This window comes from Laceyella sacchari, from assembly GCF_004343255.1.
GTDB classification, from domain to species: Bacteria; Bacillota; Bacilli; order Thermoactinomycetales; family Thermoactinomycetaceae; genus Laceyella; species Laceyella sacchari.
Genome location: NZ_SMDD01000003.1, coordinates 123,790 through 145,265, shown reverse-complemented (window position 1 = coordinate 145,265; position 21,476 = coordinate 123,790). Strand labels below are relative to the sequence as shown.

Here is a 21,476-nt window from a genome sequence, read left to right as displayed (position 1 = left end):
ATGATGGATTTATCTGAGTTGGAACGGTCCATCGGCTTGACCTTGAAAAACAAAAAATTGTTCCAACAAGCTTTTACTCACACTTCATTTGCCCATGAACGGAAAAACAGCGGGAAGTTCCCAGACAATGAGCGATTGGAGTTCTTGGGAGACGCGGTGCTTGAATTGGCAGTGTCGGAATACTTGTTTCACCGTTATCCGCAGATGAGCGAAGGTGAATTGACACGCACACGGGCACGTGTGGTGTGTGAAGCATCCCTTGCTTCTTTTGCCAAAGAGCTTGATTTTGGGCGCTTTGTGCGATTGGGAAAAGGAGAGGAGATGACGGGAGGCCGCACCCGTCCTTCCCTCTTGGCCGATGTGTTTGAAGCTTTTATCGGAGCCTTGTTTTTGGATCAGGGCTTGGATGAGGTGCGGCGGTTTTTGACCAGATTGGTCTTTCCGAAAATCAATGATGAATGGCTGGCCAACATGTTGGATGCCAAAAGCCAGTTGCAAGAGCTGGTTCAACAAGAGAGATTGGGTGCCTTGGAATATCGGATTGTGGATATGCAAGGCCCTGCGCATGATCGCCACTTTGTGGCTGAAGTGTATCTTGAAGACCGATGCTTGGGACAAGGCGCGGGCCGTTCCAAAAAAGAAGCAGAACAACAAGCGGCGCTCATCGCCCTTAAAACTTGGAAAGCAAGATAATGTGCAAACCACCGCCTGCTGGGAATCGGTGGTTTTTCTTATTGTCCATGAGGGAATAGACAGTTGAGCATATCTTCAGAGAGGGGGCGAAATATGGCTGACATCCAATTAGGGACGATGCTTTTCATGCTTCTCCAGCTCGTTGAGTTTCTAGCGTTAGCGTTTTTTTTCTTGTTGCCGGGTGTTTTGGTCATCAACAGCTGGAAGCGTTTGAAACGGATCGAACAGCAGAATGAAACCATCATCCGTCTGTTGCGGGAACGTTCGGTGGAAGCAGAGCGAAGAGACACAGAATAGCGGAGGGATTTATTGTATTTGATCTAATCTCACTGCGATGGTGCCAACTTTTCCTTGCCGTCAAGCCCCCCTTTTTTCGAATCTTGGAAAGAATGTTATCAGAATTATATTATTAAATTAATAGATAATTTATTGTATAATCACCCTCCTTTTCATTTCTATAGAAATTTTTTTCAATACCTGTGGATATGTCTGTGCAAATCCGATATAATGAGAATAAATATCATTATCGAATGGGTGAATCGGTGAAAGGAGAGGGAAGGCATGATGGCATTGGAACGGTTGGAAAATAGAGAACGGGTGTTGTTGGAAAACCAGTTTCAAGTCGCTCCGTCGTTCACGCCTGCCTCGCCTTTGTCTTTTACGGCGTTGGAATTGTTGGATGGGCAAAAGTGCCATGATATGATAGCAAGGCTTGCTGAAACGATCGGTGGTGCACCGATGGTGGCGGTGGCGTCCCAGTTCAGCAAAAAATATACGTTTATGGTGATTGTGCCGGCTCTTTTTACGATGAGTGTGCTGAACAAAGGGTTGGACTTATCCCTTGGCAATGTGGTGATCGACCTGGAACAGCCGGGCGAAAAATCTCCTTTTGCAGCCAAGCTCAAACGGTGGACGGTCACCAAGCCTGGTTCCCGGCGCGAAGCTTGGCGCGAACGGCTGGTCTCCCAGTTGATCGGACGACATGTGGTGCCGCTGTGGCATCAGCTCCATGAATCGACCGGTGTTCCGCTCGCCATTTTATGGGAAAACTTTGCTCTGTACGTATATTGGTTGTATGAAACAAAGTTGGTGGGATTGGAAGGGGAAGAACGGAATCGAGTTGAAACTGATTTTCATTATTTGCTCAATGAAACACCCGCTTCCCTGTATGCAGAAAAAATACAGCCGTTGGCGCGTTTTCACAGTCCCAAATGTTGGCCTGCCCATGCGCCTGAACCGGTGCGGATTCGCAAAACCTGTTGCCTCTATTACCAAGTGGGCGACAAGACCTGCAAAACTTGCCCGCGAAATTGTTTCACTATTACCGAACCTTGTCGTGATACGCCGCTTGAAGGCTGACTTCTCACCCGAGAGTCGGCTTTTTTGTTTGCTCTCCTTTCATGCAGGATGAGCGGGGAGAAAGAGAGAAGTATTTCATGCCGGGGAGGTTTGTACAAGCAATAGCGACCGGGCGTAAACCCGGGCCGGATGAGCTCCCGCAAGCAACAGAGATAACTGAAAGGGATGAAGTTGATGAAGAGTATCAGTTATGACGACTTTTTGAAAGTGGATCTCAGAATCGGTCAAATCATCCGGGCAGAGGTGTTTGAGAAAGCGCGAAAGCCGGCGTACAAGCTATGGATTGACTTCGGTGAGGAGCTGGGGGTCAAACGAAGCAGTGCGCAAATCACGCAACTTTACCACATTGATGAGTTGGTTGGCAAACGAGTGGTGGCTGTTACCAATTTCCCACCGAAACAGATTGCTGACTTTATGTCTGAAGTGTTGGTGTTGGGGGTTGATTCCAAGGTGGGTGGTGTCACCCTGTTGGGAGTAGACCATGAAGCCCCACTGGGCACGCGGGTGTATTGAGCAAGCACATTCCCTGAATCCTCACCAGGGAATGTTTTTTTATGCTAAAATAGATCAGTTCATTTGATTGAAACGCGCCACTTGCAGACTTGTTCTGTGGCCGTTCTTTTGGATGGACTGGTGCGTGTCTGATGCATAGACCAGCGGCTCCAAAACCATTTTCTCATTTGCTGCCGCGCGTGGCGGAGGCGTTCTCGAGAAAAGGTTGTTCTGCCGCTTTTTTCCACCAATGTGATTTGCCAGACACATCCTGGTGAATGATGAAGAGAGGAGGGGGCTTATGTATCTTAAACGGTTAGAGATGAGTGGTTTCAAATCGTTCGCCGATCGCACAGAGCTGGAGTTTGTTCCGGGTGTGACCGCCGTTGTTGGGCCCAATGGCAGTGGCAAGAGCAATGTCACCGACGGCATTCGTTGGGTGTTGGGGGAACAGAGTGCCAAATCGTTGCGCGGAAATAAGATGGAAGATGTTATTTTCGCAGGAAGTGATACACGCAAACCGGTCGGTTATTGCGAAGTCTCCATGACCTTTGATAATTCGGAGCGGCGTCTGCCCGTCGATTATGAGGAAGTCACAGTGACGCGGCGGGTATACCGATCCGGAGAAAGCGAATATTTCCTCAATAAGCAATCCTGCCGCCTCAAAGACATTCATGAGCTGTTCATGGATACAGGTATAGGTAAAGATGCATATTCCATGATCGGACAAGGCAAAATTGACGAAATCCTCAGTTCCAAATCGGAAGATCGGCGAGCCATCTTCGAAGAGGCGGCGGGGATTGTCAAATACAAAGCCCGTAAAAAAGAAGCAGAGAAAAAGCTGGAAGGAACGGAGCAAAACCTTTCCCGTATCCACGATCTCATCCATGAAATCAAAGGGCAAGTGGAACCGCTTGCGGAACAGGCCGAGCGAGCGAATCGCTTCAAAGAATTGAAGGCGGAATTGCAAGAAGTGGAAATCGGCTTGTATGTACATAAAATTGAAACGCTACATGAAGAATGGCAAGAAGCTTCCCAAGCGGTAAAAAGCCTGTCCCAAGAGCAGGTCAGCTTGGCCGCTGCTGTCAGTGGACGTGAAGCACAGCTGGAAGAGCTGAAAGCGAAACTGCTTGAACAAGAACAAAACTGGGAGCAGGTTCAGACGGCGTTGCTGTCGGTGAGTGAAGAGTTGGAAAAGGCGGAGGGACAACGGGAAGTGCGGCTGGAGCGGGTGAAGAACCGAACGGAAACCCAGCAGCAATTGTCTGAACGCATCCGCGAGCTGGAGGCAGAGTGCGCGCGTCTAAAGACAGAAGAAGAGCAGACCGGCGATCTTCTTGCACAAAAGCGCGCCGAACTGGCTGAGCTGGAACAGCAACTTGAGAAGTTGGAGTTACAACTCTCTCTGTCATCGGCTGATGACGCCGACCAACTGGATGAGTTGTCCAAAAAAATCCAACAACATGGCAACCGGTTGGCGGCACTCTCCAGTGAAAAACAATACATGACTGAACAACTGGCCGAGCTGGTGGAGCGAATCAAGGATTTTGCCGAGCAAAAACAGGCTCTCTTGCAAGCCAAAGAGGCCCAAGCGGGACGATCCGATGAGATCGCCGACCAATTGAAGCAGGTAGAGGGCGAGCTACGGGAGGCGGCCGAACAGGTTCGCGTCTTGGCAGAGCAACGCGGTCAAATCGAGCAGGAGGAGAAAGCCCTCGCTGACCGTAGCCGCAAAGTGGAACAACAGCTCAACCGCCTACGTTCCCAGTATGAATGGATCAAAGAGACAGAAGCCGAGCACCAAGGGTTTATGCAAGGCGTGAAAGAGGTGCTTAAGGCTCGCGACCGGGGCATTTCATCGTTAGCTGGAGTCCATGGCGCGGTGGCGCAGTTGATTCAAGTGCCGCGAGAGATGGAAGCAGCGATTGAGACCGCACTTGGTGGCGCGCTACAACATGTGGTGGTCGAAGATGAGAAGACCGGTCGCCAAGGTATTCAATACCTGAAGGAAAAACGGTTGGGCCGGGCCACCTTTTTGCCGCTCGATGTATTGAAAAGCCGGATGTTGCCGCAACAAGAAATAGCCAAATGCGAGTCGCAGCCTGGATTTGTAGGGATTGCGGCCAATTTGGTCAAAACGGAGCCCCGCTATCGCCGGTTGATTGAGCATTTGCTCGGGCTGGTCGTGGTTACTGAGAACATGGAACAAGCCAACCGAATGGCCCGCAGTTTGAGTTACCGTTACCGGGTGGTTACTCTAGACGGCGACGTGGTTAATCCGGGTGGATCGATGACCGGGGGTAGCCGCCATCAGTCCAAAAGCAATCTCTTGGGTCGGTCACGCCAACTGGAAGAATGTGAGAAGGAGCTCAAACGGGCGGAAGCCGCTTGGCGCCAAGTGGAGCAGGAGTTTGAAGCTTTGCACCTGCGCAAACAAGCACTTGAGCAGGAGTGGGAAGCAGTGCGGGTGCGCGGGGAAGAGCGGCGCTTGAAAGAACAAGAGCTGCGCGGCAAAGAGCGGGAGTTGCAGGTGGAAGAGCGTGCTTTGGACGAACAATTGCGCACACTCAACCAAGAGCATGAAAAGTCTCTCAAAAGAAAAGATGAACTCCAAGAGCAGTTGGCGCGGACAGAGCAGAGCATCGTCGAATTGGAGCGGGAGAAGGAGCTTCTGGGCGTGCTCATCAGTGAATCACAAGAGCGGGTCAAGCAGCAAGCCAATGTGAAAGAAGAAGTTGGCGCGCAAATGACCGAATTTAAGGTGCGCCGCGCCCGCTTGCATCAAGAAGTGACCAACCTGGAAGAAAACTTGGGCCGACTCCGGCAAGAGTGGGCACGGCTGGACAAACAGAAACAGGCCGCACAAGCGGAATTGCGTAGCCTGGATGAGGCGCGCGAGTTCAACACACAAGAAATGCAATCACTGGAGGAACGTATCGCCGAGCTGCGCGCTCGCAAGGAAGAAGTGCAACAACAGCTGGGCGAAACAAGGAGTTTGCGGGAACAGATGATCTCAGACCGCGAGGTACAGGAAAAGGAATTACGTTCCACCCAGCAAAAATTGCGCAAGCTGGGCAATAAGTTGCATGAACAAGAAGTGCGTGCCAATCGTCTGGACGTGGAGCTTAATCACTTGTTGCAGAAGCTGGCTGAAGAATACGAAATGAGTTACGAACGCGCCAAACAAACCCACCCCGTTCCCGAACAGCCGGCGGAGGCTGAACGACGGGTACGTTCATTGAAGGAGCAGATCGCGGCGTTGGGCGAAGTAAACCTGGGTGCGATCGAGGAATATGCTCGTCTGAAAGAGCGACTCAGCTTTTTGGAGGAGCAGGAGGCCGACTTGCTTGAAGCCAAACAAAAGCTGTATGAGATTATCAGCCAATTGGTCGAAGAGATGGGACGGCGCTTCGGAGAGGCGTTTGATATGATCCGAACGGAATTCCAGCAGGTGTTTGTACAGATGTTTGGCGGCGGCCGCGCCGATTTGAAGCTGAGCGATCCGGACAATCTCTTGGAGACAGGGATTGAGATTGTGGCTCAGCCTCCAGGCAAAAAGTTGCAAAACCTCAATCTGCTGTCGGGTGGAGAACGCGCATTGGCTGCGCTTGCCCTGCTTTATTCGGTGTTGCGCATCAAGCCGGTGCCGTTCTGTGTGCTGGATGAAGTGGATGCGGCTCTCGATGAGGCCAACTTGACTCGTTATACGCGTTATATGCGGGAGTTTGCCAACCGGACGCAGTTTATTATCATCACCCACCGCAAGCACACCATGGAGGCATGTGACGTGCTGTATGGAATTACCATGCAAGAATCAGGTGTGTCGAAGCTGGTATCTGTGAAGCTGGAAGAGTATGATGGATTTAGCGAAGTTGCCGCTAGCAAGAAACAGGAGGAGTAGCATGAGTTTTTTCAAACGCTTGCGCGAAAGCGTCGCGCAAAAGACCGAAGCGGTTACACAAAAATTTATTACTGGACTCAGCAAGACCAGCAACAATCTGGTCGGTGCGATCAACGAATTGTTCACCGGTCGTTCTAAAATTGATGAAGAGCTGTATGAAGAATTGGAGGAGATTCTCATCACGGCGGATGTCGGCGTTGAGACGACAATGGAATTGGTCGAACGTTTGCGTGCCGAGGTGAAACAGCAAAAGATCAAAGAACCGCAACATCTGCAACCCATTTTGTCCGAGCTTATCGGTGAGATGATGGACGGTGCGGGTGAGGAAGGATTGCGGATCAAAGAAAATGAATTGACAGTTATCCTGTTTGTCGGTGTAAATGGTGTGGGGAAAACGACCACCATCGGCAAGTTGGCGCACCGCTTTAAAAACGAAGGCAAAAAAGTGGTGCTGGCCGCGGGCGATACCTTTCGCGCCGGGGCGATTGACCAGTTGGAGACATGGGGACAACGCGTTGGCGTAGACGTGATTAAGCACCAGGCGGGAGCGGACCCGGCAGCGGTCATCTATGATGGCATTCAGGCGGCCAAATCCCGCCGTGCCGACATTCTCTTGTGCGACACAGCCGGCCGACTGCAAAACAAAGTGAATTTGATGGAAGAGCTGAAGAAGGTATTCCGCGTGATCCGGCGCGAAGTACCTGACGGCCCCCATGAAGTATTGCTGGTGCTGGACGCTACAACTGGACAAAATGCGTTGCTCCAAGCCAAACAGTTCGGTGAAGCGGTCGACGTGTCTGGTATTGTCCTGACCAAACTGGACGGCACGGCCAAAGGCGGCATTGTCATCGCCATCAGCAACGAATTGAAGATTCCGGTGAAGCTGGTCGGCTTGGGCGAAAAAGCGGATGACTTGCAAGACTTTGACAAGGAGCAGTTTTTGCATGCGCTGTTCAAAGAGATGATCGACAAGAACGAGACGGATTAATCTGAACGGCGGGCGACGTACCTTCATCGGCTCAGTGAATATTGCGACTTTCATCTTCATCAAGGAAAAAACCTTGACAAGAGGTAGCGGGCTCCGCTATAGTATACTCCTGTAAAGGTTGACGCCTTGACGGTGTAAATGAGGTGACTCCGATGCTGGAGCAAACCACAGAGATGAACCTGTTGTATGATTTTTACGGTTCACTCTTGAGAGACAAACAGCGCACCTTGTTGGAAATGTATTACCATGAAGACTGGTCGCTCGGTGAAATCGCGGAACACCAAGGCGTATCACGACAAGCGGTGTTTGAGGCGATCAAGCGGGCCCAGACGACGCTGACTGAACTTGAAGAGAAGCTGGGCTTGGTGCAAAAACACTTGGAGCGGCAAAAGCTCGCCCAAGAGATCCTGGCCCGATTGGAAGAAGTGCCGGAAGCGCGTCTGAAGGTCGAATCGCTCGTCAAACAGATGGTTGACCTCGATTAATCAGCGATTGAAGGAGGGGGAACCATGGCGTTTGAAGGCTTGTCAGAACGATTGCAGTCCGTCATGAAGAAGTTGCGCGGTAAAGGAAAAGTGACCGAAGCTGATGTGAAAGAGGCCATGCGAGAAGTACGCTTGGCTTTGCTGGAGGCGGACGTCAACTTCAAAGTGGTCAAAACCTTTATCGACCGGGTCAAAGAGCGCGCGGTCGGACAAGAGGTATTGCAGAGCTTGACCCCCGGGCAGCAAGTGATCAAAGTGGTCAATGAAGAGCTGCAGGAGCTGATGGGTGGGGAGCAAAGCGAATTGGCCCAAGCCAATAAGCCGCCAACCAAAATCATGATGGTCGGTTTGCAAGGTGCCGGTAAAACGACGACTTCTGGCAAATTGGTTCGTTATTTGCAAAAGCAAAACCGACGCACCCTGCTTGTAGCCGCGGACGTATACCGCCCTGCGGCGATCAAGCAATTGGAAGTGTTGGGTGCGGATTTAAATACACCCGTATTCTCGCTCGGAGATCAGGCCAACCCTGTGGACATCGCAGAGCAGGGAGTGGCTAAAGCTTCGGCGGAGGGCTTTGACTATGTGATCATCGACACCGCAGGCCGCCTGCATATCGATGAACAGATGATGGACGAACTGAAGCAGATTCGTGAACAGATTCGTCCCGATGAGATTCTGCTCGTCGTTGATGCGATGACGGGGCAAGATGCGGTGAACGTGGCTGATCACTTTAACAAACAATTAGGGCTGACCGGCGTGGTGCTCACCAAGTTGGATGGGGACACCCGCGGTGGGGCAGCCTTGTCGGTCAAGTCGGTGACCGATTGCCCGATCAAGTTTGTCGGGATGGGTGAGAAGACGGATGCCTTGGAGCCCTTTCATCCCGACCGGATGGCTTCTCGCATCTTGGGGATGGGCGATGTGCTCAGCCTGATCGAAAAGGCGCAATCCGCCGTCGATAAGGAGAAAGCCAAGGATTTAGAGCGGAAAATGCGAACGCTCAGCTTCACGTTTGATGATTTCTTGGACCAGTTGCAACAAGTGCGCAAGATGGGTCCACTGGAAGACATGCTGTCTATGCTCCCTGGCGCTGGCCAGATAAAGGGGTTGAAAAACATCCAGGTGGATGAAAAACAGCTGTCGCGTGTAGAGGCGATCATCAAGTCGATGACGCCGAAGGAGAAAGAGCACCCGGAAATCATCAACGCCAGCCGTCGCAAACGTATTGCGGCGGGAAGCGGGACGACGGTCCAAGACGTAAACCGGCTGTTGAAGCAATTTGAAGACATGAAGAAGATGATGAAGCAGTTTTCCAATATGGCCAAAGGCATGAAGAAGAAAAAACGGGGCGGTTTCCGCTTTCCGTTTATGCCATGACGGCCCATTATACCCTGTTTAGGAGGTGAATTGACAATGGCAGTGAAAATCCGTTTGAGACGCATGGGTGCCAAAAAAGCGCCTTTCTACCGTGTGGTTGTTGCTGACTCCCGCGCGCCGCGTGACGGTCGTTCCATCGATGAGATCGGGTACTACAATCCATTGACTGAACCGGCTACGGTGAAGATCGATGCAGAGAAAGCCCAAAAATGGCTGGCTGAAGGTGCCCAACCATCTGATACCGTCCGCAATCTGTTCCGCCGTGAAGGTATCCTGAAAAGCGACAAAGAGTAATTTCAGAGCCGTTTCTGGTGCGGAAGACCGGAGGGTCATCATATATGAAAGAACTGATTGAATGGATTGCGGTCTCCTTGGTGGATCATCCTGATCAAGTGATGGTGACGGAACGGAAGACCGAAGAGCGGGTCGTCTACGAATTGTCCGTCGCTAAAGAGGATCTGGGCAAGGTCATTGGCCGACAAGGGCGGATCGCCAAAGCGATTCGCACGGTGGTCAATGTTGCGCATGGGAAGGAGAAGCGGCGTGTGTGGGTGGAAATCAAGTGAAGGAGAAGATGCGGCATGAACACAGCTGAATACCTTAATGTCGGTCGTCTGGTCGGTACGCATGGCGTTCGCGGTGAAGTGCGCGTTTACTCGGACACGGATTTCCCCGATGTGCGTTTTGCCCAAGGCAGTTCGCTTCTCCTCGTTCATCCCAGCCTGAAGGAACCGCTCCCATTGACGGTGGAAAAGGGCCGTCCCCATAAATCGGTGTGGCTGGTCAAGTTTAAGGAGTGGGACAACATCAATCAAGCTGAGCCTTACAAGGGCGGCAAGTTGGTGGTATTGAAAGAGGATCTCGCGCCAGTAAACGAAGAAGAGGGGGAGTTCTACTTCCACCAAATCATCGGCTGCACCGTTGTGACGACAGATGGGAATGAGTTGGGCAAAGTGCGGGAGATCTTGCCTTTGCCGGCCAATGATGTGTGGGTGGTGAAGCCCGACGGCAAAGGGAAAGAAATGTTGCTCCCATATATTGCGGATGTGGTAAAAGACGTGAACATCAAGGAGCGGCGGATCACGATCGAGTGGATGGAGGGGCTGGACTGACGTGCCACAGATACGATTTGATGTGTTAACCCTTTTTCCGGAGATGTTTTCGGGATTTTTGCATTCCAGTATTATCAAAAAGGCTCATGAAAAAGGGCTGGTTGAAACACACCTCATCAATTTTCGCGATTACGCCACGGACAAACACCGTATGGTGGATGACATGCCCTATGGTGGCGGCGGTGGCATGGTGCTCAAACCCGAACCGATCTTCTCGGCGGTCGACGAGTTGCTGTCCGGTACCGACGAACGTCCGCCCATCCTGCTGATGTCTCCGCAAGGTGTGCCATTCACGCAGAAGAAGGCTGAAGAGCTCGCCCAGCATTCCCGTCTCATCTTCCTTTGCGGCCATTATGAAGGATATGATGAACGGATTCGCCAACACTTGGTCACAGAGGAGATCTCCATCGGAGACTATGTCCTCACAGGAGGCGAATTGCCCGCCATGGTCATCATGGATAGCGTAAGCCGGCTGGTGCCGGGGGTGCTGGGCAATGAATCTTCCGCGGTGACGGATTCCTTTTCCACCGGGCTTCTTGAGTATCCGCAATATACGCGGCCGGCAGAGTACCGTGGATTCAAAGTGCCAGATGTCCTGCTTTCGGGACATCACGCGCGGATTGAACAATGGCGGCGCCAAGAATCGCTCCGGCGCACATGGGAGCGGCGGCCTGACCTGCTTGAGACCGCTCCGCTCACTGATGAAGATCGCCGGTTCCTACAGGAGTTGGCCAAGGATGCGCGCCAAGGCGAGTAATTGTTTTCAATCAGGTCGTATGATACAATATTCTCCGTTCACAGGCAAACGGAGCCAATGTTTGGATTTTGGTTATGGAAAGGAGGTTGGCTGACATGCGTCCAATCATTCGTGAAATCACCGAAGGACAACTTCGTCAAGATATCCCTCAATTCCGTGCGGGTGACACCCTGCGCGTGCACGTGAAAGTAAAAGAGGGTCAACGCGAGCGTATCCAGATCTTTGAAGGCGTTGTAATCCAACGTCGTGGTGGTGGCGTTTCCGAAACGTTCACTGTTCGCAAAATCTCTTACGGTGTGGGTGTTGAGCGTACTTTCCCATTGCACTCCCCACGCATTGAGAAAATCGAAGTGACCCGTCGCGGTAAAGTACGTCGTGCGAAACTGTACTACCTGCGCAACTTGCGCGGCAAAGCGGCTCGCATTAAAGAACTGCACCGCTAAGCGTTTCATAGAAAAGGGCTTGGATATTCAAGCCCTTTTCTCTCATTTATTTCCTTTTCCAAGTAAGGCAGGCAAATGGGGGAACATGATCATGACACTGCCGATGTCTCGCTCGGAGCGACTGCGGAGACAAAAAAGAATCAGGGCGAGAGAATGGATGGTTGCGGTTTTGCTGGCTGTCTCGTTGGCGATCGTGATCCGTATCTTTGTGTTTGAACCTTTTAATGTCGTTGGACCCTCTATGAAAACGACATTGGAAACAGGGAATCTGATATTGGTAAACAAGTTGGTCTACCGTTTCGAAGAACCGGAACGGGGAGAAGTGATCGTGTTTCATGCGCCACAACGCAAGGAATATGTGAAACGGGTTATCGCGTTGCCGGGTGAAACAGTGGAGGCCAAAAACAATAAAATCCTGATCAACGGCAAGATTATGGAAGAGCCCTATCTTGCGACCGATATGCGCACACGCGATTTTGACCTCGTGCGAGTGCCGTCGGGCAAAGTGTTTGTGTTGGGAGATAATCGGCTGGATAGTACAGACAGCCGTGTCATCGGACCTGTTGGCATGTCCGAAATCGTCGGCCGTGTGGAAATGGTTTATTGGCCGTTCCAGATGTGGAAACTACTTTAATAGCTGACAACCAAAGGGCTTGAGTTGATCAAGCTCTTTTACATATCATGAACAGTGAGAAAATAAGGGTCAGGAAAGGATTCGCACAATGATGAACACGATTCAATGGTTCCCCGGGCATATGGCCAAAGCCCGGCGCCAAGTGACGGAAAAACTACATCTGGTCGATATCGTTATTGAGCTGCTTGACGCGCGGTTGCCGCTGTCTAGTCGCAATCCGATGATGAATGAGATCGTGAAGGACAAGCCGCGGTTGATCTTGTTGACCAAAAGCGATTTGGCGGACGAGCAGGTCACCAAAGAGTGGAAAGCATATTTTAGCGAGCAAGGCATTCGCGTTTTGCCGATCGACGCCCAATCAGGCAAGGGAGTTAATCAGATTGTGCCGCAGTGTGAACGGGTGTTGGCACCTTTGTTCGCTGCCCGTGAGAAAAAAGGCATCAAATCGCGTAAGTTTCGCGTGATGGTGGTGGGAATTCCCAATGTAGGCAAATCGACTATCATCAACCGCTTAGCCAAACGAAACGCTACCGTCACCGGTGATCGACCTGGCGTTACCAAAGCGCAGCAGTGGATTCGGGTGGGCCAAACGATGGAAATCTTGGACACCCCCGGCATTTTGTGGCCCAAATTTGATGATCCCACCGTGGGGATGCGGTTGGCTGTCAGTGGCGCGATCAAAGGGGAAATCCTGCCTATTGATGAAGTGGCCCTCTATGCGTTGACGTTTCTCGCCGAGCGTTATCCCACCGCCTTGATGGAACGGTATAAGTTGAAAGATGTGGCATCGCTCGACCGGGTGGAGCTGATGGAGGAGATCGGCAAAAAGCGCGGTTGCCTCATCCGCGGTGGGGAAGTCGATTATGAAAAAGTAGCGGAGATTATTCTAACCGATTTTCGTTCGGGCAGAATCGGGCGCATCACATTAGAAAAACCGGAGGATTGGTTAAAGGAAGAGGGGAATGCGGATGAAACGGACCATTCCCGAGATTAAAGCTTGGTTGCAGGCAGTGGATACTTTGTCGCCTGAAGAGTTGCAAGAGCTGTTGACCGATGACAGGGTTGGTGTCCGCAAATTGGCGGAGAGTTATCAAAGGGAACAGGCGCGCAAGCAAAAAGAGCGGGAACGCGTGGCCAAGATGTGGCAGTATGAGCAGGAGTGTTGGTCGAAGGGTCTGACTCTTGTGGCAGGGGTCGATGAAGCAGGGCGCGGCCCTTTGGCCGGACCAGTTGTCGCCGCTGCGGTCATTTTGCCGCCCACCTTTGATGCGACGGGGCTAAACGACTCCAAGCAACTGTCAGAAGAGATGCGCACAGTTCTGAAACAGCGCATTGAGCAGGAAGCGTTGGCAGTAGGGGTGGGGATTGTGGATGCGGCGCACATCGACAAGTACAATATCTTGCAAGCCACATATCATGCGATGCGGATCGCCTTGTCCCAATTGACACCCACACCCCAAGCGATCTTGGCAGATGCAGTAAAGATTCCAGACGTGGACATACCACAGCAAGGAATTATCAAAGGTGACAGCTTGAGCCATTCTATCGCCGCCGCTTCCATCATTGCCAAAACCACCCGGGATGAATGGATGAAGCAGGCAGCGCAGACGTATCCCGCATACGGATTTGACCAACATATGGGTTACGGTACCCCCGAGCACCTTGAGGCCTTGCGCCGATATGGTCCCACACCCTTGCATCGACGCAGTTTTGCTCCAGTGAGGGAAGTGATTGAAAACAGCGGGGTTCAAGGGACGCTGTTTGCCGAAGGGAGTATCCGTTAATGAACAGGGACCGGCGTCAAACGGTTGGGCGTATAGGCGAAGAAGCAGCTGCCCGCCTGTTGATGAAGAAGGGCTATCGCATTTTGGATCGCAATTGGCGAAGCAAGCTGGGTGAAATTGATATTGTTGCCAGCCAAGGTGAGTTGCTGGTCATTGTAGAAGTGCGGACGACGACTGGCAACCACTTTGGCGCAGGTATGGAGTCAGTCGACTATCGCAAGCAACAAAAAGTCCGAAGATTGGCAACACAATATGCGCAAAAGCATCACCGACTGGGTTGCCCGCAACGGATCGATGTGATATCGGTCTTATTGTCCCGCGATTTGACACCGGTGCGGATCGACCATATCGAGGGGGCCTTTTGAGGTTTTAAGTTATAAAAGATAAACAAAGCTGTTGGCAAAAGCCAATAGCTTTTGTTATGAAGCTCATCACTTGTTAGCCGCTTGTGCGCCACGGCGGTTGTTTTCGATGAACGTGTTGCCCTTCGTCAAGGCTTTTGAATCCTTCATTTTTGGATGGTGGAAAAATGTACGAACGCATCTTGCTTCCATGGTCCATGTCGTAAGAATTTTCTGGAATAAGGAGGTCAGAAGTATTGAAGAGAGAATCCACTTGCTTGTCTGAAAAATACGGGGTGCCCTTGAAATACGTATGCTCATTGCTCAGAGCCAGTTTCAAAAACTTGCTAATGCAAAACAACCAATGAGTTGTCCTTCATTTGTTCAATTCGTATAATAAAGAATACATTCGAGGGGGTGATATTCATGGATTTTAGTGTATTTGCAGACTTCATTGATGAATTTACTAAATGGTTGGCAGAGGCGGGCAGAAAACAGCGGACAATTGACGAATATTTAACGGCTGTCTTCATATTCTACACTTGGTTAAGCCATAAATATAAAATCGATTTCCGGCCGGATCAGGTAATGTCTGCACATATCATTGAATGGCAGAATGAAATGCTGCATTTGGAGAAACTGTCCCCTTCCACTGTTCACAAACGAATGGCCTCATTAAAGTCTTATTGGAATTTTTTAACTGAGAATAACATTGTTGACCATAATCCTTTGTCTGAGATCAGCGCACCCAAAATACAATCCAATCACCCTTCACATTCGTGGTTAACAACGGAAGAAGAAAAAAAGTTGCTTGAAAGAGTAAAATCTGAAAAAAACGATTGGAAACGGCATCGTAATCTTTGTATTGTGTATTTAATGATGAAGGCGGGCTTTACGGTTTCAGAAACTGTCCTGTTGAATTGGGATCAAGTTTTTTGGAAAGATGGATTAATCTTGATTAAAAATGAGCACAAAATGACGAGAACGGTACCGATGAACGAGTTGCTCACTCAGTCACTGATCGAATGGATTCCCTATGTAAAAAAGAAGCAAGACAGGCCGGTTGTCATTTCCCAACTCAATGAAAGAATGACGAGACAAGGTATTCATTATTTAATCAAGAAGTTTTTTCAGGATATCGGGTTGGAGCAATATTCAGCACAAACTTTGCGGCATACATTTTGCCGCAGGCTCATTGAAGCCAACATGGATTTAAAAGAGGTATCCAAGTTGGCGGGTTATGCCAGCATTGAAACAACAAAGAGATATTTAAACGGGTAGGCAACACTGTTTGCATCCCTCATTAAACTGCCAAAGCAATGGCTGTTTAATGGGGGATTTTTGTTATGCCATTTAATAGTGTTGCTCCTACTTGATCTTTAGATATTAAAGGAGTTAAGTAAAGTTGTTTCACTTTATCAAAGATATAACCTGTATCAATTAATGTGTCTTCCTTGCAAAGTAATTCCAAGCTCTAAACATTCGTAGAAGGTGTATCCCGATTCGTATGAAAGGATAAAAAATTGGAGTCGCTACCAAAACAAGTGGCGAAATAGGGGAAGGGTGTCTACTTTTTATAGGCATGATACTCTTTTTCCAGCAAGTAGGGGGGGAGAAAATTTTGTACACCTGCTCTGGTTCAAGTCGTTGACGCACAACAATGGCGTCAATGCCTGTGCTGATCAAAGTAAAGCTTCGTGGCAGAGGTCATTAAGTATAATGTGGTAAGTTTTCTTCCTCTGTCACTACGTGATTTCCCCTGATTTTAATTCTATATATTCCATTCTATTGAATTCGGTAAAAAAAAACAAGCGATCTTCGGTAAAGAAAAAAAGTCGATTTTAAGACATATGAATAGCAAAAGTAACTTAGGCTCGGATTTTCGAGCTTAATTTTCTTTACCGAATTTGATTTTTGAATTTCAGTGTGATAAGTTTAATTTCGAAAAAAATTCAATTGGAAATAAATGCACCTTGACATTATGAAAAGGAGAGAGAAGTAGTGGCCAGTTTGAGAAAAGCAGTTGTACCGTTCCTGTTGATGGGGCTGTTGGTTACCGCAGGTTGTGGTAATGAGGAAAGAATTGAAGTACCAAAACAATCGGTGTCAGTGGTGGATGGAGACACGATTAAAGTCAAAATGAAGAAAAAAGAGGAAACAGTCCGGTTATTGTTTGTGGATACACCAGAAATCAATCACCCGAATTTCGGAAAGCAACCGCTTGGAGATGAAGCAAAAGACTTTACTCAGAAATTGATCAATGAAGCGAAAAAAATTGAGTTGGAAAAAGAAGAGACGAAGAGAGATAAATATGGCCGATTCCTTGCCTATCTGCATGTGGATGGGAAGTTATTGCAGGAAGAGCTGGTGAAGGAAGGATTTGCTCGCATTGCTTATGTGGAACAACCAGACGCCAAATATCTGGAAGAGCTAAGAGACGCGGAACAAGAGGCGAAACGCAAAAAGATTGGAATTTGGCAATGGGACAATTACACAAAAAAAGATGGTTTCCATGTTGAAGCGCTAAAAAATGAGAAGAATATTTTTGTTGCGAGCAAGAATAGCGATGTATACCATCCGATCGGCTGTCATGTTGTGAAAGAGATTAAACCGGAAAACCTCATGTACTTTTATTCGGAGCAAGAAGCCATGAGAACAAACCGGCACCGCAGTGAAGTGAAAGGATGTTGGGACAATTAGTAAGTTGGCTGCTGAGTATATCCTGTTCAAACCAATTGCCGTGCAAACATATGTCCGACATCAGGCAAAGAGATGATAGTCAAACTTCGCGAATAAAAAAGGTCGAAGTATCTTAGTAGGGTGCGTTAACCTTAATATAACCGGATTATATGCATTCATTTTAATTGAAGTGAACGGAATCTACCGTAAGGGATAATAAGAAATTTAGTGAAATGTTGATGCACAACATCCCTTACAATTTACTTCCCTTCTGCATTTCTTATAGTAGAACGTGCAGAAAGGAAGTGTGAAATGGCCAGAGCTTATGTGACAAACTATGATTCTTCTGAGGTCACCGTCATCGATACGCAAACACGTCAAGTCATCGCCAACATCGGCGTTGGGGAGCGTCCGTCTGGGGTGGCGGCCTTACCCAATGGAAGTCGCGTTTATGTCACAAATGCAGACTCTAACAACGTTTCTGTTATTAATACCTTAACAAATAGGGTAGTTGCTACGATATCTGTACAATCAAGGCCTATTGCGGTGGTAGCCTCACCTGACGGAAGCCGAGTCTATGTAGCGAATCAATCATCTCATACTGTTTCCGTCATTGATACGCAATCAAACCAAGTGACTGGGATGATACCCGTTGGACAAAATCCGTCAGGAATCACAGCCTCACCTAATGGAACACGCTTGTATGTTACGAATTTTGGAAGTGAAACGGTTTCTGTTATCAATACACAAACAACTCGGGTGATTGGCGAGGTATCCGTTGGACAGTCACCAATCGGGATCGCGGTGACCCCCAACGGCAGGCGCGTCTATGTGGTGAACTCTAGAAGTAACAGCGTTTCCGTCATCAATACGCAAACAAATGAAGTTATCACTTCGATATCTGTCGGTTCAACACCAGCCATGGTAGCAATCACTCCTAACGGAAGCCGTGCTTATGTTTCGAATCAATATTCTAATAACATGTCCATCATCAATACACAAACAAATCAAGTGATTGAGACGATCCCTGTTGAACGACAGCCATTCGGACTGGCGGTAACCCCTGATGGTAGATACATCTATGTGGCTAATTCGGACATAAATAACGTTTCCGTGATCGACGCTCAAACGAACCAGATAGTCGATATGATACCCGTCGTGTTAACCCCTTTTGGGATAGCGATCACGAACATCCCAAATAACCGTGGCAGTCGTTTGAAAAGATCCGTGGCGAAGCGCCGCAAGCGCAGATCCAATAGGTAAAGACAAATGGTCACAGTGAGTTCTCACGTGGGACTGAAGGGCATGAATGACCTCTTCTATTCGGGAGTGGCCAAGTTATAATAGGTAAGCAACCCATATATAGTCTAGGATAAGAAGTCATTTTGCTTAGGGTGAGTTTGGTGAATCAAGTTGGTAGGGAAAGGAAAAACCATTTCTCCAGGAGCGCCGATGCACAAGTGAAGCGAATGTGAAAATGGTATTGAGTCGCTGGCCTATTCAGCAGACACGGTAAAAAGGAAAGGTTCCCCTTGGTAAACAAGGTTGGAACCTTTCCTTATTTTGAGCTTACTTGGTTAACTGAGGCGTCCTTTTTATATAGATCGGTACCTTCCAAAACGGGTTGTAGAAATAATTATTAAAGAACAACAATAGTTAAATAAATTCCTACAAAGTAAAGATAAACCAGATGTGTTTTAAAACACATAGATGAAATATTTAGTATTTAGTAATATTAAATTGATAATAGAATATACACCCTTGGAGTCCATTGAATTCGTGAGAAAACAGTGATGGAGATCATGGTCGTAGTGCCGAACATGCTTGGTGTGCCAGTGGCTGCAAGATTGCAGTCCATTTGACTAATTATAAAATATCCTTGGAAAGGAGATTGTAATATGAAAAAATGGCTAAGTGTGATCGCTGTGATGATGATTTTTACTATTGCGATGATTAAACCCAGCATCACATATGCTGCAATATCTGGAACCCTTTATCCTGCTGAATGGACAGGGACACAAATGTTTACACATTATAAGCATCTGGGTGCCACAAAATTAGTTACACTATGTAGTGGCGGTGATTCGGAATTAGTAATGATGTTAAGATGGGAAAATGGAAGTTCTACCTTAGTAGGAACTCGAACCATTCCTTGTGATGGAGTAAAATACACAACCAGTTGGTGGGCAGAAACCGGGACGTATCAGTTTGTCGTTGCTAACAATTATCATACTATCCAGTATACTATCTACTAAAATGGTTAAAAAGGAGCGGTTTATTCCGCTCTTTTTTATGTAATAAAAGATGGACCCTAACCGCAATGTCTGGTAGAACAGCCACTGTTAAGTAGAAGGTATAAGGGGATATTTAATTGAAAAAAAGGTGATTGAAATGTTAATAATGTATCCATTTTATATTCTATTTTCAGGTCATTGAATGATTACGTCTAAGACAATCATAAAAAGGAGGAAGCTCAAGTGAATATCAATGAAGAAGATCAAGCCATCTTTGAAAATGCCCATCGCCTTTTAGATGATGTAAGTGATGTTGTGGAAGGACCGCAAAATTTTACTGTTGGCTTTTCGTTTCATGCAGATAAAAAATGGATCGATTCAATAAATGTTCAAGGAGAAAAATTTGAATTCCTGAACAATGCTAATCATGAACACGAGCTAACGGGGAAATTGATGTTCGATAACGTGACAAAGAAAGATATTCCCTATACATTGATTGTATTGCAAGGGAATAAAGCAACAAAAATAAAAACGAAAAATAGCGGATGGAAATCAAGCATACATGTAATTGCAAAAAGAAATGCTACCATTGAGGTACCCATATCGATTCAATGGAATCCAAAAGATGCTGAGGAATTAACTTTCTTTCCTATTGAATTGACAAAAAGCATGGAGTATCAACGATACGATGGATTTAATCTTAGTTTGATTCGGCTTTTCGTCCAAAACGAGAAAAGCATGACACTTGATCCACCGATGATAGAAAAGCAGTCTTTTCAAATTGATAGTAACTTTCAAGAGAGAGGCCTATCATTATACCCAACTCCCTCGTTGATCGACGAAAATCATAAACCTAGTAAATTAATACCGAAAAACAATCAGTTTTATGTGAAAAGCAAAGTGGGAGGATTACATATTGCGCCTATTCCTTATGAAACAAATATAAGTTTAATCTGGGTCGATGAAGATGGAAATACGAGAATGGTAGCTAAAAATATTCCGATAAGAAAAGAAAAGGAAACCATCGTTCCTTTTGAACTATCATTAATCGAAAGCATGAGTAAACACCGTAAGCGTCAGTTTATTATCGTATTATCCAATCGTAATAGACAAATTTTAGCGGATGCAGTGGCACTTCAGCAAAAAAGAAAAATGGGATTAACTACTTGGCAAAATGTAATTGAAATTTATCCAGTAGCTAAATAAAACAACAATTCATTGTATTAGTTGTTATCTAGACATTTGGGGAGTTAAAAAAGAGATGGCTTTTTGTCATCTCTTTTTATTCGTTATAGGCTATTTTTAAGTTGATAAATATTTATTAGGGCGGTGCCAAGTCGATGGAAAAAGTTTTGCATAGATGGAAAAAGGTCATGACGGAATGTGGTTTTGCAGTCGGGCCGACAGATGAACATGAAATGAAAGAGATTCAAAGATCATTAGATCCAGGTGAAAAGTTACTTAAGTGGTATAAAGATTATGCACCCAGAATGGGAGAATTGGATTTTGGGGGAAATCCGATTCAATTGTATGAGCCAGAAGAGATGATCGAAGTTCAGGTGAATTTTAGTCATGACTTGGCAAGTATGCAAAGTAATCGAGAATGGAGAAATGATTGGATTGTAATTGCAGATAAAGGGTTAGATCCTTTTATTTTAGATAAGAAAGAGGGGAATCTTTATCATGCATGGCACGGCCAAGTGTCTATTAACTTAAGAGAAATCGCACCAAGTCTAGATGGATTTATTGAGACATTAACTGTGCTATGTGAGGTGTGTTACTTAAAATATGAGGGTCAATTTTTGAATGATGAATGGGAATTTGATAAAAAAATCCTACGAGAAATTGAGAATAGGTTAAGAGCTATTCTGCCTTACGATTCTGTGGAAAATTGGCTCTCGATGTTGGAGTAGGATACAGAAGAGGTATGACGATGACGATTTGAATAAGGCGTTATTTAAAACAACAAATGACTCCTTATTTTTCATTGTAGAACTATGTGTATCCATCACAAGCAAGTACTAATAATATTTTCTCTCTTACTGGGACTAATAGATTTAAAATATTGATTAATTAATTATTCCGCAATGATACATAGACAGGTCAGATGGCTCAAATGCTCTCTCGTCAAGTAGACATCAGGCAGAAAAAGCCGATTTTTATGAACAAAAAAGGCGCTTACAATGTGTGCAATGTG

Annotated in this window: 23 protein-coding genes; all 23 read left to right on the top strand. The window is 47.4% G+C overall.

The window, feature by feature from the left end; translation table 11 throughout:
- The first annotated feature begins 3 nt into the window (after positions 1 to 3).
- The 23 genes from rnc to EDC32_RS10885 all read left to right on the top strand — a co-directional run bounded on the left by rnc (position 4) and on the right by EDC32_RS10885 (position 21,192).
- Positions 4 to 693, top strand: a complete 690-nt coding sequence (rnc, locus tag EDC32_RS10995) for a ribonuclease III (RefSeq protein WP_375163202.1) — start codon at positions 4 to 6, stop codon at positions 691 to 693.
- A 93-nt stretch (positions 694 to 786) separates the two neighbouring features.
- On the top strand, positions 787 to 990 hold the full coding sequence (locus tag EDC32_RS10990; protein ID WP_132222233.1) for a hypothetical protein: 204 nt from the start codon (positions 787 to 789) through the stop codon (positions 988 to 990).
- A gap of 264 nt (positions 991 to 1,254) precedes the next feature.
- Positions 1,255 to 2,052, top strand: coding sequence for an IucA/IucC family C-terminal-domain containing protein (locus EDC32_RS10985; protein ID WP_132222982.1), 798 nt, complete (start codon positions 1,255 to 1,257; stop codon positions 2,050 to 2,052).
- A 174-nt stretch (positions 2,053 to 2,226) separates the two neighbouring features.
- Positions 2,227 to 2,565 carry a tRNA-binding protein gene (locus EDC32_RS10980; RefSeq protein WP_132222231.1) on the top strand — a complete coding sequence of 113 codons (339 nt, stop codon included), beginning with the start codon at positions 2,227 to 2,229 and terminating at the stop codon, positions 2,563 to 2,565.
- A 280-nt stretch (positions 2,566 to 2,845) separates the two neighbouring features.
- Positions 2,846 to 6,445, top strand: a complete 3,600-nt coding sequence (smc, locus tag EDC32_RS10975) for a chromosome segregation protein SMC (RefSeq protein ID WP_132222229.1) — start codon at positions 2,846 to 2,848, stop codon at positions 6,443 to 6,445.
- A 1-nt stretch (position 6,446) separates the two neighbouring features.
- Positions 6,447 to 7,433, top strand: coding sequence for a signal recognition particle-docking protein FtsY (gene ftsY / locus EDC32_RS10970; RefSeq protein WP_132222227.1), 987 nt, complete (start codon positions 6,447 to 6,449; stop codon positions 7,431 to 7,433).
- A 152-nt stretch (positions 7,434 to 7,585) separates the two neighbouring features.
- Positions 7,586 to 7,918: a YlxM family DNA-binding protein gene (gene ylxM, locus EDC32_RS10965; RefSeq protein WP_132222225.1), complete on the top strand. Its 333-nt coding sequence runs from the start codon at positions 7,586 to 7,588 to the stop codon at positions 7,916 to 7,918.
- 24 nt (positions 7,919 to 7,942) lie between these two features.
- Positions 7,943 to 9,295 carry a signal recognition particle protein gene (gene ffh / locus EDC32_RS10960; protein WP_132222223.1) on the top strand — a complete coding sequence of 451 codons (1,353 nt, stop codon included), beginning with the start codon at positions 7,943 to 7,945 and terminating at the stop codon, positions 9,293 to 9,295.
- 36 nt (positions 9,296 to 9,331) lie between these two features.
- Positions 9,332 to 9,589, top strand: a complete 258-nt coding sequence (rpsP, locus tag EDC32_RS10955; RefSeq protein WP_022736362.1) for a 30S ribosomal protein S16 — start codon at positions 9,332 to 9,334, stop codon at positions 9,587 to 9,589.
- A gap of 44 nt (positions 9,590 to 9,633) precedes the next feature.
- On the top strand, positions 9,634 to 9,861 hold the full coding sequence (locus EDC32_RS10950) for a KH domain-containing protein (protein ID WP_132222221.1): 228 nt from the start codon (positions 9,634 to 9,636) through the stop codon (positions 9,859 to 9,861).
- Between the two features lie 15 nt (positions 9,862 to 9,876).
- The gene (gene rimM / locus EDC32_RS10945; protein WP_022736360.1) at positions 9,877 to 10,407 is read left to right on the top strand and encodes a ribosome maturation factor RimM; all 531 of its coding nucleotides are present in this window, start codon (positions 9,877 to 9,879) and stop codon (positions 10,405 to 10,407) included.
- Positions 10,408 to 10,417: 10 nt separating this feature from the next.
- Positions 10,418 to 11,164: a tRNA (guanosine(37)-N1)-methyltransferase TrmD gene (gene trmD / locus EDC32_RS10940; protein WP_132222980.1), complete on the top strand. Its 747-nt coding sequence runs from the start codon at positions 10,418 to 10,420 to the stop codon at positions 11,162 to 11,164.
- A 95-nt stretch (positions 11,165 to 11,259) separates the two neighbouring features.
- Positions 11,260 to 11,607 (top strand): 50S ribosomal protein L19, encoded by a 348-nt coding sequence (rplS, locus tag EDC32_RS10935; RefSeq protein WP_022736358.1) that lies wholly within the window; start codon positions 11,260 to 11,262, stop codon positions 11,605 to 11,607.
- Between the two features lie 91 nt (positions 11,608 to 11,698).
- Positions 11,699 to 12,241, top strand: coding sequence for a signal peptidase I (gene lepB / locus EDC32_RS10930; protein ID WP_246026931.1), 543 nt, complete (start codon positions 11,699 to 11,701; stop codon positions 12,239 to 12,241).
- Between the two features lie 88 nt (positions 12,242 to 12,329).
- A complete protein-coding gene (gene ylqF, locus EDC32_RS10925; RefSeq protein ID WP_246026930.1) occupies positions 12,330 to 13,235 on the top strand; it encodes a ribosome biogenesis GTPase YlqF in 906 nt (301 codons plus the stop codon).
- A complete protein-coding gene (locus EDC32_RS10920) occupies positions 13,210 to 14,025 on the top strand; it encodes a ribonuclease HII (protein ID WP_132222217.1) in 816 nt (271 codons plus the stop codon). Before ylqF ends, EDC32_RS10920 begins: the two co-directional genes overlap by 26 nt.
- Positions 14,025 to 14,390, top strand: a complete 366-nt coding sequence (locus EDC32_RS10915; RefSeq protein WP_132222216.1) for a YraN family protein — start codon at positions 14,025 to 14,027, stop codon at positions 14,388 to 14,390. Before EDC32_RS10920 ends, EDC32_RS10915 begins: the two co-directional genes overlap by 1 nt.
- Positions 14,391 to 14,792: 402 nt before the next feature.
- Positions 14,793 to 15,647 carry a tyrosine-type recombinase/integrase gene (locus EDC32_RS10910; protein WP_132222215.1) on the top strand — a complete coding sequence of 285 codons (855 nt, stop codon included), beginning with the start codon at positions 14,793 to 14,795 and terminating at the stop codon, positions 15,645 to 15,647.
- Positions 15,648 to 16,367: 720 nt separating this feature from the next.
- Positions 16,368 to 17,066 (top strand): thermonuclease family protein, encoded by a 699-nt coding sequence (locus EDC32_RS10905; protein ID WP_132222213.1) that lies wholly within the window; start codon positions 16,368 to 16,370, stop codon positions 17,064 to 17,066.
- Between the two features lie 291 nt (positions 17,067 to 17,357).
- Positions 17,358 to 18,308, top strand: a complete 951-nt coding sequence (locus EDC32_RS10900; RefSeq protein WP_132222211.1) for a YVTN family beta-propeller repeat protein — start codon at positions 17,358 to 17,360, stop codon at positions 18,306 to 18,308.
- Positions 18,309 to 18,943: 635 nt separating this feature from the next.
- Positions 18,944 to 19,300 (top strand): hypothetical protein, encoded by a 357-nt coding sequence (locus EDC32_RS10895; protein WP_132222210.1) that lies wholly within the window; start codon positions 18,944 to 18,946, stop codon positions 19,298 to 19,300.
- 222 nt (positions 19,301 to 19,522) lie between these two features.
- Positions 19,523 to 20,485 (top strand): hypothetical protein, encoded by a 963-nt coding sequence (locus tag EDC32_RS10890; protein WP_132222208.1) that lies wholly within the window; start codon positions 19,523 to 19,525, stop codon positions 20,483 to 20,485.
- A 134-nt stretch (positions 20,486 to 20,619) separates the two neighbouring features.
- The gene (locus EDC32_RS10885; RefSeq protein WP_132222206.1) at positions 20,620 to 21,192 is read left to right on the top strand and encodes an SMI1/KNR4 family protein; all 573 of its coding nucleotides are present in this window, start codon (positions 20,620 to 20,622) and stop codon (positions 21,190 to 21,192) included.
- Positions 21,193 to 21,476 lie beyond the last annotated feature (284 nt).

Coding starts and splice junctions, on each gene's coding strand:
- EDC32_RS10985 (WP_132222982.1), top strand. CDS start 1,255: ATGATGGCATTGGAACGGTTGGAAAATAGAGAACGGGTGTTGTTGGAA.
- EDC32_RS10910 (WP_132222215.1), top strand. CDS start 14,793: ATGGATTTTAGTGTATTTGCAGACTTCATTGATGAATTTACTAAATGG.
- smc (WP_132222229.1), top strand. CDS start 2,846: ATGTATCTTAAACGGTTAGAGATGAGTGGTTTCAAATCGTTCGCCGAT.
- ffh (WP_132222223.1), top strand. CDS start 7,943: ATGGCGTTTGAAGGCTTGTCAGAACGATTGCAGTCCGTCATGAAGAAG.
- rimM (WP_022736360.1), top strand. CDS start 9,877: ATGAACACAGCTGAATACCTTAATGTCGGTCGTCTGGTCGGTACGCAT.
- EDC32_RS10915 (WP_132222216.1), top strand. CDS start 14,025: ATGAACAGGGACCGGCGTCAAACGGTTGGGCGTATAGGCGAAGAAGCA.
- EDC32_RS10920 (WP_132222217.1), top strand. CDS start 13,210: ATGAAACGGACCATTCCCGAGATTAAAGCTTGGTTGCAGGCAGTGGAT.
- ylqF (WP_246026930.1), top strand. CDS start 12,330: ATGATGAACACGATTCAATGGTTCCCCGGGCATATGGCCAAAGCCCGG.
- EDC32_RS10885 (WP_132222206.1), top strand. CDS start 20,620: ATGGAAAAAGTTTTGCATAGATGGAAAAAGGTCATGACGGAATGTGGT.
- ylxM (WP_132222225.1), top strand. CDS start 7,586: ATGCTGGAGCAAACCACAGAGATGAACCTGTTGTATGATTTTTACGGT.
- rplS (WP_022736358.1), top strand. CDS start 11,260: ATGCGTCCAATCATTCGTGAAATCACCGAAGGACAACTTCGTCAAGAT.
- EDC32_RS10900 (WP_132222211.1), top strand. CDS start 17,358: ATGGCCAGAGCTTATGTGACAAACTATGATTCTTCTGAGGTCACCGTC.
- lepB (WP_246026931.1), top strand. CDS start 11,699: ATGACACTGCCGATGTCTCGCTCGGAGCGACTGCGGAGACAAAAAAGA.
- rpsP (WP_022736362.1), top strand. CDS start 9,332: ATGGCAGTGAAAATCCGTTTGAGACGCATGGGTGCCAAAAAAGCGCCT.
- EDC32_RS10895 (WP_132222210.1), top strand. CDS start 18,944: ATGAAAAAATGGCTAAGTGTGATCGCTGTGATGATGATTTTTACTATT.
- EDC32_RS10950 (WP_132222221.1), top strand. CDS start 9,634: ATGAAAGAACTGATTGAATGGATTGCGGTCTCCTTGGTGGATCATCCT.
- EDC32_RS10990 (WP_132222233.1), top strand. CDS start 787: ATGGCTGACATCCAATTAGGGACGATGCTTTTCATGCTTCTCCAGCTC.
- ftsY (WP_132222227.1), top strand. CDS start 6,447: ATGAGTTTTTTCAAACGCTTGCGCGAAAGCGTCGCGCAAAAGACCGAA.
- rnc (WP_375163202.1), top strand. CDS start 4: ATGGATTTATCTGAGTTGGAACGGTCCATCGGCTTGACCTTGAAAAAC.
- EDC32_RS10980 (WP_132222231.1), top strand. CDS start 2,227: ATGAAGAGTATCAGTTATGACGACTTTTTGAAAGTGGATCTCAGAATC.